Origin of the sequence: Alicyclobacillus macrosporangiidus CPP55 (assembly GCF_000702485.1) — a bacterium.
GTDB classification, from domain to species: Bacteria; Bacillota; Bacilli; order Alicyclobacillales; family Alicyclobacillaceae; genus Alicyclobacillus_H; species Alicyclobacillus_H macrosporangiidus_B.
The window spans coordinates 1,357,094-1,370,325 of sequence record NZ_JNIL01000001.1 but is presented as its reverse complement, the minus strand read 5'-3'; the positions used below and the strand labels follow the sequence as shown (position 1 = coordinate 1,370,325).

The following is a 13,232-nucleotide window of genomic DNA, read 5'->3' as shown; positions in this document are numbered from 1 at the left end:
CCGTCTTCGCGGCGGCCGCCCGGATCGCCCTATTCGGCGGATCGGAGGTACGCGTATCCGGTGAACCACGCGGGGATCCCGGCCTCCGGCGCCCAGCGGTGCATCGCCTCGGCCCAATCCGGTACCTGGCCGTAAATCTGGCGAAACGTCTCCAAAGGATCCATGTGAGTCCCTCCTTTGCCTAGATTGTATCGGCGAATGGCGGAACCATGTGGCCACTTTTTCGCGGAAGGCCACGGACATGGACCCCTTGCGCAAGCAGGCCGCGGATTGGCTCTGTTCGCAGGAACGGCAGGATGGTTCAACAAAAGTGGAGGGATTGTCATGGATCTCACGATCAAGCCGCTTACACCAGATCTGGTCGATGATTATTTACATTTCTTCGATCACGATGCATTCCCGGATGGGGACGAGTGGGCCGGATGTTATTGCTATTATTACCATTGCTGTGTCTCCCACAGCGAGTGGGCTGGTCGCTTTGGAGACATGAATCGCCGAGCCGTCACTGAACTCATACTCAGGGGCCAACACCATGGACTTCTCGCCTATGACTCAAACAGAGTGGTCGGCTGGTGTCATGCAGCGCCTCGTCATACGCTTCCCCGATTGGCAAAGATGCTGAACGCCCTCGACGGGACCGATACAACGGTGGGTAGCATTGTGTGTTTTTTGGTTGCGCCACCTTACCGTGGAAGCGGAATTGCGCGCCGGCTCCTCAATTCCTGCTGTGAGTTCATGGGCAATCAAGGGATGACCTTGCTGGAAGCTTATCCGCCGAAAGGCAACCCGCAGACGGCTCACTACCATGGTTCGCAATCCATGTACCTTCAGGCTGGCTTTACTCCCGTTGCAGAATTAGAACATTACGTTGTTGTTCAAAAGCCCTTACGGATGGATTAGCCCGGACTGCAACGACGTCATGCAGTTGCACGAATATTTGGTCGTGGCTTGAGGAGGTGTGGGGAAGGCAGCATGAAACAGAAGGTCGTCTCAAAGTCGGACGCCATTGCTCATATCCGCGACGGCATGTCCATCATGGTCGGCGGGTTCGGCCTGGTGGGGGCGCCGCTGGAGCTGATCGACGAGCTGTACCGCCAGGGGCAGAAGGACCTGACGGTCATCAGCAACAACGTCGGGGAGCCGGGCAAGGGCTTGAGCCGCCTGCTGGAGGCCGGGCGGATCCGGAAGGCCATCGGATCGTACTTCACCAGCAACCCGGTGGTCGGGGAGCATGTACTCGCCGGAAAACTCGAGGTCGAGCTGATGCCGCAGGGGACGTTCATCGAGGCCATCCGCGCGGGCGGCGCCGGGATCGGCGGCTTTTATACACGTGCCTCGGCCGGGACCCTGCTCGGTGAGGGCAAGGAGACGAAGGTCATCGGCGGCCAGACGTACGTGTTGGAGTATGCCCTCACCGCCGACGTGGCCTTGATTCGGGCGCACAAAGCGGACCGGTTAGGCAACTTGGTCTATCGCAAGACGGCGCGCAACTTCAACCCGGTGATGGCGACCGCAGCGAAGCTGGTGATCGCCGAGGTGGATGAGGTCGTCGAGGTGGGCCACTTCGATCCGGAGGTCATCGTGACCCCCCATCTGTACGTCGATTTCATCGTGCAGCGGGGAGGTGCCGCGTGATGGACATCAAACATCGCATCGCCGCGCGGGCGGCCCAGAAGCTCCGCGATGGCGACGTGGTCAACCTCGGCGTGGGGATCCCGACGTTGGTGGCCGAGCACCTGCCGCCTGGAGTGGACGTGTATCTGCACACTGAGAACGGGCTGCTCGGTGTCGGACCGGCCCCGAAACCGGGCGAAGTGGATCCCGACCTGATCAACGCCAGCAAACTGCCCGTCACCCAGACCCCCGGCTGCAGCTTTTTCGCGAGCGACCTGTCCTTCGCGATGATCCGCGGCGGACACGTGGACGTGGCCATTCTCGGGGCTCTGCAGGTAGACGCCCAAGGGCGGGTGGCGAACTGGTCGGTGCCAGGCGCCACGGTGCTCGGCGTGGGCGGTGCGATGGACCTGTTGGTGGGGGCGGGCCGCGTGATCGTCACGATGAGCCACACCACCCGAGACGGGCAGCCGAAGATTGTGCAGAACGCCTCGCTGCCGCTGACCGCCGACCGCCCCGTGAATCTGGTGATCACGGAGTTGGCCGTGTTTCGGGTGACGGAGGCGGGGCTCGTGTTGACGGAGCTGATGCCGGGCGCCACGCTGGAGGTGGTGCGGCGCCAGACGGCAGCCGAGTTCAAGGTGCAGCTGGCCTGAGGCCCGGCCTGTGCCGGCCTCGGCCAACGGGCCGCGCGATGACATCGGATACAGATGGTGAAAGGAGACGGGTGAGATGGAGATCATCGATCTGACGCTTCAGCTGCAGGACGGGCTCAAAACGTTCGCGTCCCATCCAAGATTCACCCTGCTCGACCAGGTGACCTACGAGTTCTCGGCGCCTCGGTATCAACCGCCGTGCGAGGGGTTCGCGTCGAAGCTGCTGATCGCGTCCGATCACGGCGGCACCCACGTCGACGCCCCGTCCCACTTCATCAAGGGCGGGAAGGACATCCACGAGGTTCCGCTCCAGCAGTTGATAGGCCCGGCCGTGTGCATTGACGTGTCGGACAAGGCGCCGGATGCGGTCATCGACAGCGCCATGCTTGCACACCGGTGCGAGGAGCGCGCCATCGAGATTCGGCAGGGAGACATCGTGTTGTTGCGGGCGTTTCCCGGTCGGTGGGGTGACCCGGGTTTCTACGAGTGGCAGGGGATCAACGACGACGGCGCGGCGTGGCTGCAAGAGAAGGGCATCAAGGCACTGGGCATGGACCTCGCCATGGTCGACGAGGTGGGCAATCCGAAACGGCCTGTCCACATGCGGATGCTCGGGGCCGACATCCTCCTGATTGAAAACCTCGTCCACCTGGATCGGGTAGCTAACCGGCGGTTCCTCTTCATCGGGCTGCCGCTCAACGTCAAGGGGGCGACCGCATCGCCCATCCGCGCCATCGCCATCCCGGGGAAGGAGAACGCCCTTTCATGAACCACCCGACGGTCGAGCACCCGTTCGATGGGACGGACCAGAACGGGATCATCGCAGACGGCGGGGCGGACATCTGAGAGGGGAGAGGCGAACCATGAAGGACCACGCGCTCAGCAAGGAAGGGTGCAAGGTGGTGTTGAAACCCTGAGAGGGGATGGCGGAGCCCCACCCGGGTGGCGCTCGAGATCAACCCGGTGAAGAATTTCCTGATGCGAGCGGAGTTTACTTTTGTGACGGACCTGATGAAGGCGCCGTGGCGGCAGGAAAGGGGAGAGGCGAATGGCGGAGAACGTATGGCTGGTGGCGTATGTGCGCACCCCCATCGGGCGGCAGGGGGGCGCGCTCAAGCGGGTGCGGCCGGATGATCTGGCGGCGCACGTGATTCGCGGCGTGATCGAACGGGCAGGCGTCGACGCGGCCGAGGTGGAGGACGTGTTCATGGGCTGCGCCAACCAGGCGGGCGAGGACAACCGCAACGTGGCCCGGATGGGGCTTTTGTTGGCTGGACTGCCGGAGCACGTGCCGGGGGTGACGGTCAACCGGCTGTGCGCGTCGGGGCTGGAGGCGGTGAACCAGGCGGCGAGGGCCATCGCGCTCGGGGAGATCGAGATGGCGGTGGCAGGTGGCGTGGAGAGCATGACGCGGGCGCCGCTGGTGCTGCCGAAGCCCGAGATGGAGTACGTGCGCGGCAACCAGACCTTGTGGGACACGACGCTGGGGTGGCGGATGCCGAACCCGAACTTTCCGTATCCCATCGAGAGCATGGGCGAGACGGCCGAGAACGTCGCCGAGCAGTACGGCATCTCGCGTGAGGCCCAGGACGAGTTCGCGCTGGCCAGCCAGCAGAAAGCGGCGCGGGCGAAGGCGGAAGGGGTGTTCGCGGAGGAGATTCTGCCGGTGACGGTGCGGGACCGCAAGGGCGAGACGGTGGTCTCGGAGGACGAGCATCCGAGGCCGGAGACGACGCTGGAGGGGCTGGCGAAACTCAAGCCGGCTTTCCGCGCGGGCGGGACGGTGACGGCGGGCAACTCGTCGGGCATCAACGACGGAGCGGCCGCGTTGCTGTTGGTGTCGGAGCGCAAGGGGCGCGCTCTGGGGCTGCGGCCGCTGGCGCGCTGGGTGGCGTCGGCGGCGGCCGGGGTGAACCCGCGGGTCATGGGCATCGGACCGGTGTACGCGACGCGCAAGGTTTTGGAGAAGACGGGGCTGACGGTGGCGGACATCGACTGGGTGGAGCTGAATGAGGCGTTCGCGGCCCAGTCGCTGGCGTGCATCCAGGAACTCGGCCTCGATCCCGCGCGGGTCAACCCGAACGGCGGCGCCATCGCCATCGGCCACCCGCTCGGCTGTTCGGGTGCACGCTTGGCGGGGACGCTGGCGCTGCAGCTGCGGCGCACGGGCGCCCGCTACGGCCTGGCGACGCTGTGCATCGGCGTCGGCCAGGGGCTGGCGACGATTCTGGAGCGGGTGGAAGCGTAGCGCGGTGCGGGCGGCGGGGCGGGTACCGGGGTGCGGGCGCGGCGCGGGGTTGCGTGCGTGGCGCGGGTGCGTGGCGCGGGTGCGTGGCGCGGGTGCGTGGCGCGGGTGCGTGGCGCGGGTGCGTGGCGGGGGGGGGGGGGGGGGGGGGGGCGTGGCGCGGGTGCGTGGCGCGGGTGCGTGGCGCGGGTGCGTGGCGCGGGTGCGTGGCGCGGGTGCGTGGCGCGGGTGCGTGGCGCGGGTGCGTGGCGCGGGTGCGTGGCGCGGGTGCGTGGCGCGGGTGCGTGGCGCGGGTGCGTGGCGCGGGTGCGTGGCGCGGGTGCGTGGCGCGGGTGCCCCGCCCCGTCCGCTCAGGCGGCACGCCTAGGATGCGAAGTGGTAGAAAACGAATCGATGTTATGGACTCGTGACGATGTGACGATACACACATTTTTGGCCTTATACCTTCTCAGCCAGGTACGATAAAGTAAAAGGTTTGATTTACTGAGGCCAGCGGCAACCTAGGCGAGCTAGGTTAAATTCAAAACCGTTTCTATGAGTACCTCGGTGGACTCGCATAAGTACCATTCGGTTGCTATGCCCTCGCGCGCCCGGTTGGATAAGCATCATTCGTTTATAACCGCCCCGATCATGACGCTCGAGGGCACCGCCATCCACCCATTCACAACCCATTCCCCCCAATTCACCCCCCATTCATAACCCATTCACCACCCATTTCACAGGCGACGAGCAGGATGCAGAACGCGGGTGAAGCAGAAAGCCAATGTGGACCGCGCGTCGATGGTGCCCGTGTAGACGAAATGGCCTCGGGCAGGCAAGCGTAGGCCGCGCGACACCGGGATGTCCGTGCGTCGGATGGATCGGGAGAGGGCGCCTCGACCACATGACCAAATGAGTGCGTTTTCATTACATAACATGTTAGAATTATTTACATAACCCATTGATCCCTTCCGGCGGACTTTGTATGTTGAAATCAACGATACGGGAGGGAGTGTAGACGAACATGTTGAGTGAGACATGGGATTCGCGAGAACCGCGGAATGTGCGGAATGCGCGGGATCCGTGGAATGCGCGGAATGCGCGGAATGCGCGGAATGCGCGCGGCAGGTCACTGGCCGGGCTGACGGCCGGGTTGTCGATGTTGTTGGTCCCGGGCGTGACGTTTGCTGACACGGGAAGGGTAGACCCGGGAGATACGTCCTGGATCCTGGTGGCCACGGCGCTGGTGCTGCTCATGACCCCGGGGGTGGCCCTCTTCTACGGCGGGTTGGTGCGCAAGAAAAATGTCATCACGACCATGTTCCAAGTGTTCGCGGTGATGCTGATCGTCTCCGTGCAGTGGGTGCTGTTCGGATACAGCCTCGCCTTTGGGCCGGATGTGCACCACCTCATCGGCGGGCTGCAGTGGAGCCTGTTCCACGGCGTCGGCGTGGACCCGAACCCGGACTACGCCGGCACGATTCCGGCCATGCTGTTCGCCCTGTTCCAGATGATGTTCGCCATCATCACGCCGGCGCTTCTGATCGGCGGATTGGCCGAGCGCGTGAAATTTTCTTCCTTCCTCGTCTTCATCACCTTGTGGGCGACGTTTATCTACGATCCGCTGGCGCACTGGGTCTGGGGCGTCGGCGGCTGGCTGCGCAACCTCGGGGTATTGGACTTTGCGGGCGGCACGGTGGTGCACATCAGCTCCGGGGTGGCCGGACTGGTCGCTGCGATCTACCTCGGAAAGCGGGCGGAACTCGGCTCGAAGCGGATCCAGGCGCACAACGTGCCGTTCGTGCTCCTCGGGACCTCGCTGCTGTGGTTCGGCTGGTTCGGCTTCAACGCAGGCAGCGCCCTCGCGGCCAACGGACTCTCCGTTGAGGCGTTCCTGACGACCAACACCGCCACCGCCGCGGCGGCGCTGGGGTGGATGCTGGTGGAGCGCATGCGCACCGGACACGTGACCCTCGTCGGCGCCTGCGCGGGGGCCGTCGCCGGACTCGTGGCCATCACGCCGGCGGCAGGGTTTGTGACGCCGGCGGGATCGATCCCGATCGGCTTCATCGGCGGCATCTTGTGCTACCTGGCCTCCACCTTCATGAAGGGGAAGCTCGGCTACGACGATGCGCTCGACGCGTTCGGCGGACACGGCATCGGCGGTACGTGGGGCGCGCTGGCCACGGGGCTGTTCGCCACCACGCTGGTCAACCCTGCGGGGGCCGACGGGCTGATCCACGGGAATCCGCACCAGCTCCTGGTGCAGCTGGCAGGGGTGGCGGCGACGTGGGTGTTCTCCGGAGTGGGTACGCTGATCCTCATCAAGATCGTCGACGCGGTCATGGGCTTCCGCGTGACGCGCGAAGAGGAACTGCTCGGCCTGGATGCGGTGCTGCACAACGAGAGCGCGTATCCCGAGCAGTTGTCGGCCGACGAACTGGAGCGTCTGGTTGGACCGGGGATGAGTTTGGCCGCGGCGAGAAGCGAGATCGGCGTATCCGGGGATCGTTGACGGGGGACGGGGATTCGGGGCCCTGGGCGGTGATCGCCCAGGGCCCTTTGGTTGTGAACGAATCTGGACATGCTAGCGAGCCCCGGGCTTCTGCCCGGGGGATAAGGCGGCCAATTCTTTTGTTCTCAATTAGATTTCTTCATGCTGTATAATACTCTCATGGAGTACAAATCCAATCGAAACGTTGTGTATTCATGCAAATACCACGTTGTCTGGTGCCCAAAGTATCGCCGAAAGGTTCTGGTCAACGGTGTAGATGAACGGCTCAAGGAAATTCTCCAAGACGTAGCGGCTGAACGCCGTGCGGAAATCATCGAAATGGAGGTCATGCCGGACCATGTGCATTTGCTCGTGGAAGTGGACCCGCAGTTTGGCATCCACCGCTTGGTCAAACTGATGAAAGGCCGTTCGTCGAGAATCTTGCGTCAAGAGTTTCCGTGGCTTAGGAGCCGGTTGCCGACCTTGTGGACCAACTCCTACTTTGTCTCCACCGTTGGGGGTGCGCCGCTTGCCGTCATCAAACAGTACATCGAAAACCAAAAATCGGTATGAAGTGCGGCGGCTGCGCTTGGTACCCACCCCGCAACTCGATGCCCTGGCGCGGGCGGCGGGAGCGTTGTATTCCTGCGTCGTCGTGAGTTTCTGGCGGACGGTGCGCAAGCATGGCGTTTGGCTCAAACCCTCGTCGATGATGCGATGGCACACGTCGAACCGACTCCACGCCCACAGTGCGGACGCAGTGGTGCAGAGCTTCTACGCCGCTCTCAAGTCCTGGCGCGAGCGCCGGAAAACAGATCCACAAGCCAAACCGCCTTACCGTCGGCGGCGCTACTTTCGGGTCCAGTGGAAATCGTCCGCCATCCGGGTCCGGGACGGGAACCTGATCCTCTCCAACGGGCGCGGGAACACCCCGTTGGTCGTGCCGTGGCGTTGGGAAGCTCCGGTCTTGGTCGAACTGGGTTGGACGGGCACGGCCTATGAACTGCGGGCTGTGTACTCCCGGTCTGCGGCAGAACCCGTTCCGGAAGGAGGAACAGCCGGGGTGGATCTGGGAGAGGTTCATCTGGCCGTGGTCCACGACGGCGAGCGGACGCTGATTTGCAATGGGCGGGAGCTTCGGGCCAAACGGCAGTATCAGAACAAACTGAAAGCCCGCCTCGCCGCGAAGCAGTCGCGCATGCAAAAAAGGTCCCGCCGTTGGCGAAAGCTTCAACGAAGCAAGCATAAACAGTTGCGAAAACTGGATCGTCAGATATGGGATATTCTGCACAAGCAGACCACAGCTTTGGTCTCCACCCTCCATGCGAGCGGGGTGCAGACGGTGGTCATCGGTGATGTGCGGGACATTCGGAAGCGGGTGGATTACGGGCCTGCTGCAAACCAACGGATTCACCAAATGGTTGCGGGAAAGGTTCGCTGGCTGCTCACCTACAAGGCTGAACGGCTCGGCATGCAGGTGATGCTCCAGGATGAGGCATACACTTCCCAGGAATGTCCAGGGTGTAGCCGGAGAAACAAACCCCGAGGGCGCATGTATACCTGCCCGGCTTGCGGGTTCCGCTTCCACCGTGATGGCGTCGGCGCGGTCAACATTCGGCGCAAGTATCTGGGCTTAGGCCCAGTAGTTGGGGTGATGGCGTCCCCCACGGGTGTGCGGTGGCATCCGCATCAGCGCACCCGCGTAGCTCGCGATGAGCGAGAAAGAATCCCCGCCCTTTAGGGCTGGGGAGAACGTCAACCGAGCCGGTTTTCCGGTGCCCCCAGGTTTTTGTGTGACCACCGCCGCGTATGAGGCGTTCCTCGGGCAGAGCAAGGAGATGGACGCGTGGTTCGAGCGGCTGGCGCATTTGCGGCCGGAGGACGTGGAGGCGGTCCGTGCCGCCGGAGAGGGTGTGCGCACGCACCTGCTGTCCCTGCCGATGCCGAGGGGAGTGGAGGAGGCCGTCACGGCGGCCTGGGCGCGGCTGGGCGAGGAGCGGGCGTACGCAGTGCGATCGAGCGCCACTGCGGAAGACCTGCCCGGCGCGTCGTTCGCCGGCCAGCAGGACACGCTGCTCAACGTCCGGGGCCGGGAGGCGCTGTTGGACGCGGTGCGGCGGTGCTGGGTGTCGCTGTTCACGGACCGGGCCATCGCGTACCGGGCAAAAAACGGGTTTGACCACCGGTCCGTGCGCCTGGCGGTGGTGGTGCAGGAGATGGTGTTTCCGGAGGTGTCCGGGATCCTCTTCACGGCCGATCCGGTGACGGGCAACCGCCGCATCGTCTCCATCGATGCCAGCCACGGGCTAGGCGAGGCGTTGGTGTCGGGCCGGGTGACGGCCGATCTGTACCAGGTGCGAGACGGGCGGATTGTGCAGCGGCGGATCGCCCGGAAGACGGTGGCAGCCTGGGGGCGGCCGGAGGGCGGCACGGTGTTGCAGGAGGTCCCGGAGGACCTGCAGACGGCGCAGGCGCTGCCGGATGAACGGATTTTGGAGCTGGCCGAGCTCGGCCGGCGGATCGAGCGGCACTACGGCGCCCCGCAGGACATCGAGTGGTGCTGGGCGGACGGGCGGTTTTTCATCGTGCAGAGCCGGCCCATCACGACCCTCTACCCGGTTCCTCACGTGGCGGATGACCGGCTGCACGTGTTTTTCTCCTTCGGCCACCAGCAGATGATGACCGACGCCATCCCACCGCTCGGGATCTCGGTGCTGCGCACCCTGCTGCCGGTGGGCAAACGGGGATCAGTGCGCAGCGAGAGCACGGTGGTCCTGGAGGCGGGCGGCCACCTGTTCGCCGACCCGACGGAGCTCCTCCTCGTCTGGCCCACCCGGCGGGTGGTGCCGCGGCTGTTGCGGCACATCGACGAGCGGATCGGCAGCGCCCTCGAGGAGGTGATGCAGCGCCGATCGTTTCAGCGCCCGGCTGATCCGCAGGTCAAACGGGCGGTCCACCGCGTTGCACGAGCGGCGTTGGCGGCCGTGCTGCCGCTTCTGTTCGGGCGGGGCGCCCGCTCGCTGCGGGACCCCGCGGCGATCCGGCAGGCCATCCAGCGCGAGCTGGACGCCCAGGTGCAGGCGGGGGAGCGGTGGCTGGCGGGAACCGCAGGGGCCGAACGCGTGCGCCGCATCCAGGAGTACCTCGGCACCAGAATCGTCCTCATCTTGCGGTGTCTGGGGCCGTATCTGCTGCTCGGGGTGGGGTCATTCCTCTTGACCCAGGCGCTCGTCCGGCGTTGGCTGGGCGAAGATGCGCGCCTCGCGGCGTTGAACAAGTCGCTGCCCGGCAATGTGACCAGCGAGATGGGCCTTTGCATCGGAGACCTCGCCGATCTCGCGCGCCCGCACCCGCCGCTGTTGTCCTATCTGCGGCGGGCGGCGGACGAGACCTTCTGGGACGGGTTGGCCGAGGTGCCGGGGGCGGAGGCGTTCGGCGAAGCGCTGCGGGATTTCATGGCGCGGTACGGGATGCGGTGTTCCGGCGAGATCGACATCACCCGGCGGAGGTGGCGCGAGACGCCCACGGCGCTGGTGCCGTCGGTGTTGAGTCAGGTCGGGACGCTTGCCCCGGGCGAGCACCGGCGTCGATTCGCAGACGGGGCGCGGGAGGCCGAGGAAGCGACGCAGGCCCTGCTGGCGGATGTCCGCCGGCTTCGGGGCGGCTGGTGGAAAGTCCAGCTGCTGCGGCAGCTCATCCATTTCTATCGAGGATTCGCCGGCCTGCGCGAGACGCCGAAGTACACCATCATCCGTCACTTCGACCTGTGCCGGCGAGCCATTCTGGAGGAGGCGCGGGGGCTTGTGGCGCGCGGCGTGATCGATCGGGAGGACGACGTCTTCTTCCTGTCCCTGGAGGAGTTGGCGGCTCTGTTGGAAGGGGAGGGCGTGACGGGGGTGCGCGGGCTTGTGGCCGCACGCCGGCAGGAGCACGCGTATCATCAGACCCTCACGCCGCCGCGCGTGATGACCAGTGAGGGCGAGGTGATCGAAGGCACGCGTGGGGGCCGGGACGTACCGGCGGGCGCTCTGGTCGGGGCGCCGGTGTCGGCCGGGATCGCCGAGGGGCGCGCCCGGGTGGTGCTGAGGCCGGAGGACGCAAAGCTCTCGCCGGGGGACATCCTGGTGGCCCCGTTCACGGACCCGGGTTGGACGCCTCTGTTTCAGGCGGCGCGGGCGCTCGTGATGGAGGTGGGCGGCATGATGACGCACGGGGCGGTGGTGGCGCGGGAGTACGGCATCCCGGCGGTCGTCGGCGTGGACGGGGCGACGCGACGGATCCCGGACGGGGCCCTCATCCGCGTCGACGGCGGGCGCGGGTATGTGCAGATCCTCCGCGATCCGGAGGGGGACGAAGGGGGCGCGGGATCGAAAGGGACGTCAAGCGGGTCCTTCGCCGAGGGAGGGTCTGCGTAAGGGGCCCGCCTGTCCGGCCATCCGTCATTTGCCCGGTCAGATTTGCGCGATAGGATCCGTATTTTATAAACAGGAGCGAGAGGGTGTCCGGCGCTCGTGCCCGGCGCGGCCATGCGGGGCGCGGGCGGCAGATGCGGTGTGCTGGCACATCCATTCGAAGGAGGCGAGCCAGGTGCGCATAAGACGAACGGTGTATGCAACCGGCCATGTGGCCCCGAACCATGGGCAGGGATACTTTCCCGACGACATCCGCCGGTTGTACCATTTTCCGGCCGATCTCGACGGATCCGGCCAGACCATCGGGCTGCTCGAGTTCTCCAATGGATACAATCTCCGCGACGCGCAGCAGTTCTGGACGTCACATGGCATCACCCCGCCGCGGGTGACGTTCGTGTCGGTGGACGGGACGCCGAACGACGGGGGGCGCAGCCCGGATGACGAGGAGGCGACGCTAGATCTCCAATGGGCGGGGGCCCTCGCTCCTGGCGCGGACATCGTGGTGTACGAGGTGAACGCGGGCGATACGTACGAGTCGTTCGCGCAATCGATGACGAGGACGCTTCAATACATCCTGCACGACACCCAGCACCATCCGACGGTGCTGTCGATCTCTTACGGGGACGGGGAGATATCCTTCGATCCCGCTGATCTCCGCCAATGGGCGGATCTCATCCAGCAGTTGGACGCGCGCGGCATTACGGTGTGCGTGGCTTCGGGCGATCAGGGGGCGTACGGCCTGCACGATCCGAACGGCCCGAGGGCCCGCCACGCAGACGCTCCGGCGTCAACGCCCTTGGCCATCGCTGTGGGCGGAACGTCATTGCAGCCAGACGGAACGGAGACCGCCTGGACCTACCGGGGCCCCGACAACGGCGGCGCCACGGGTGGCGGATTCAGCGCGGTGTTCGCGAAACCGTCGTACCAGAGCGCGATTCAAGGGACCGGCCGCGGCGTGCCGGATCTCGCCTGCAACGCGGACCCGGCGACGGGGTATCAGATCATCTTCCAGGGCCAGCCCGCGGTGGTGGGTGGCACGTCGGTATCCTGTCCGGTGTTCGCTGCGGTGGTCGCCCTGGCCAACCAGCGGCGGGCGCAGCTTGGGCTAAAGCCGCTGTCGGGGCTGGCGGCGCTGTTGTACGACGCGCAGATGTCCGGCGCCTACCGGGACATCACGGACGGAGACAACACGTACAATGGGGTGGCCGGTTACGCAGCCGGTCCGGGCTGGGACGCGTGCACCGGCTTCGGATCCTTTGACGCGTCCGCGTTGGTGGAGCGGTTGAGCCAGGTCGGATCGACCGCGCCGGTGCCGGATCCGACGCATGAGCCTGAGCCGGCACCGAGCCCAACGCCGACGCCGGTGCCGGAACCCGAGCCGGTGTTTCGGCACCTGCCATCGCCGCCGCGGACGGACCACGATTTCGTCGTCCGGGTGAAGGCACGCATCCGCAGCGTGGAACCAGACGCGCAGGCGCACGGGGCGCATCACCACCGGCTGCTGGTGGATCACATCCAGGTCCTCAAGGTCTGGCATGGCTTTTCGTACGAGGTGGAGGATCGGGCGTTCGTCGCCATCCGGTACGGCGACGAGTTGGGGCTTCCGGGCCCCATTCCCGGGTTGGCGCCTGGGCGGGAGATCGAACTGCAGGGCCGGTACATCCCCGCCTGGCTGGCGCGCCCGGGAGACGACAACGCGGGGGAGGCGGTGCTGGACGAGACGCATCATCCGTTCGGGTTCGTGGTGTTCGAGGGGCGCCTGTACCGCTGACCGGAGTGCCAGTCCATAGACGGCCCCCGCCAGGTGCGCGATAATGAGAAGGGTTGGACTT

General features: G+C 65.6%; 12 protein-coding genes. 11 read left to right on the top strand and 1 reads right to left on the bottom strand.

The genetic code is table 11. From position 1 onward, the window contains the following. Positions 1-29 precede the first annotated feature (29 nt). Positions 30-164: a hypothetical protein gene (locus N687_RS25090; protein WP_269320488.1), complete on the bottom strand. Its 135-nt coding sequence runs from the start codon at positions 162-164 to the stop codon at positions 30-32. A gap of 160 nt (positions 165-324) precedes the next feature. Between N687_RS25090 and N687_RS22935 the strand changes: the two genes are divergently transcribed. The 11 genes from N687_RS22935 to N687_RS0107020 all read left to right on the top strand — a co-directional run bounded on the left by N687_RS22935 (position 325) and on the right by N687_RS0107020 (position 13,171). Next, entirely contained in the window at positions 325-900 is a 576-nt protein-coding gene (locus N687_RS22935) for a GNAT family N-acetyltransferase (RefSeq protein ID WP_197029224.1), read from the top strand. 72 nt (positions 901-972) lie between these two features. Next, positions 973-1,635, top strand: coding sequence for a CoA transferase subunit A (locus tag N687_RS0107065; protein WP_029421189.1), 663 nt, complete (start codon positions 973-975; stop codon positions 1,633-1,635). Further along, complete coding sequence (locus N687_RS0107060; protein WP_029421188.1) at positions 1,635-2,270, top strand: 3-oxoacid CoA-transferase subunit B; 636 nt, start codon at positions 1,635-1,637, stop codon at positions 2,268-2,270. Before N687_RS0107065 ends, N687_RS0107060 begins: the two co-directional genes overlap by 1 nt. A gap of 76 nt (positions 2,271-2,346) precedes the next feature. Then, complete coding sequence (locus N687_RS0107055) at positions 2,347-3,039, top strand: cyclase family protein (RefSeq protein WP_051663021.1); 693 nt, start codon at positions 2,347-2,349, stop codon at positions 3,037-3,039. A gap of 279 nt (positions 3,040-3,318) precedes the next feature. Continuing rightward, a complete protein-coding gene (locus tag N687_RS0107045; RefSeq protein WP_029421186.1) occupies positions 3,319-4,518 on the top strand; it encodes a thiolase family protein in 1,200 nt (399 codons plus the stop codon). 151 nt (positions 4,519-4,669) lie between these two features. After that, entirely contained in the window at positions 4,670-4,882 is a 213-nt protein-coding gene (locus N687_RS23775; protein WP_156040068.1) for a hypothetical protein, read from the top strand. 771 nt (positions 4,883-5,653) lie between these two features. Next, positions 5,654-7,009 (top strand): ammonium transporter, encoded by a 1,356-nt coding sequence (locus tag N687_RS0107040; RefSeq protein ID WP_051663562.1) that lies wholly within the window; start codon positions 5,654-5,656, stop codon positions 7,007-7,009. Positions 7,010-7,168: 159 nt separating this feature from the next. After that, the gene (tnpA, locus tag N687_RS0107035) at positions 7,169-7,561 is read left to right on the top strand and encodes an IS200/IS605 family transposase (protein ID WP_156040067.1); all 393 of its coding nucleotides are present in this window, start codon (positions 7,169-7,171) and stop codon (positions 7,559-7,561) included. Beyond that, positions 7,509-8,729 (top strand): RNA-guided endonuclease InsQ/TnpB family protein, encoded by a 1,221-nt coding sequence (locus N687_RS0107030; RefSeq protein WP_231493586.1) that lies wholly within the window; start codon positions 7,509-7,511, stop codon positions 8,727-8,729. Before tnpA ends, N687_RS0107030 begins: the two co-directional genes overlap by 53 nt. Then, the gene (locus N687_RS0107025; RefSeq protein ID WP_081841214.1) at positions 8,701-11,403 is read left to right on the top strand and encodes a phosphoenolpyruvate synthase; all 2,703 of its coding nucleotides are present in this window, start codon (positions 8,701-8,703) and stop codon (positions 11,401-11,403) included. The genes N687_RS0107030 and N687_RS0107025 overlap by 29 nt, the downstream gene beginning before the upstream one ends. A 172-nt stretch (positions 11,404-11,575) precedes the next feature. Further along, positions 11,576-13,171: a S53 family peptidase gene (locus N687_RS0107020; protein ID WP_197029221.1), complete on the top strand. Its 1,596-nt coding sequence runs from the start codon at positions 11,576-11,578 to the stop codon at positions 13,169-13,171. The last annotated feature ends 61 nt before the right edge of the window (positions 13,172-13,232 follow it).

Coding starts and splice junctions, on each gene's coding strand:
- N687_RS25090 (WP_269320488.1), bottom strand. CDS start 164: ATGGATCCTTTGGAGACGTTTCGCCAGATTTACGGCCAGGTACCGGAT.
- N687_RS22935 (WP_197029224.1), top strand. CDS start 325: ATGGATCTCACGATCAAGCCGCTTACACCAGATCTGGTCGATGATTAT.
- N687_RS0107065 (WP_029421189.1), top strand. CDS start 973: ATGAAACAGAAGGTCGTCTCAAAGTCGGACGCCATTGCTCATATCCGC.
- N687_RS0107060 (WP_029421188.1), top strand. CDS start 1,635: ATGGACATCAAACATCGCATCGCCGCGCGGGCGGCCCAGAAGCTCCGC.
- N687_RS0107055 (WP_051663021.1), top strand. CDS start 2,347: ATGGAGATCATCGATCTGACGCTTCAGCTGCAGGACGGGCTCAAAACG.
- N687_RS0107045 (WP_029421186.1), top strand. CDS start 3,319: ATGGCGGAGAACGTATGGCTGGTGGCGTATGTGCGCACCCCCATCGGG.
- N687_RS0107040 (WP_051663562.1), top strand. CDS start 5,654: ATGTTGTTGGTCCCGGGCGTGACGTTTGCTGACACGGGAAGGGTAGAC.
- tnpA (WP_156040067.1), top strand. CDS start 7,169: ATGGAGTACAAATCCAATCGAAACGTTGTGTATTCATGCAAATACCAC.
- N687_RS0107025 (WP_081841214.1), top strand. CDS start 8,701: ATGAGCGAGAAAGAATCCCCGCCCTTTAGGGCTGGGGAGAACGTCAAC.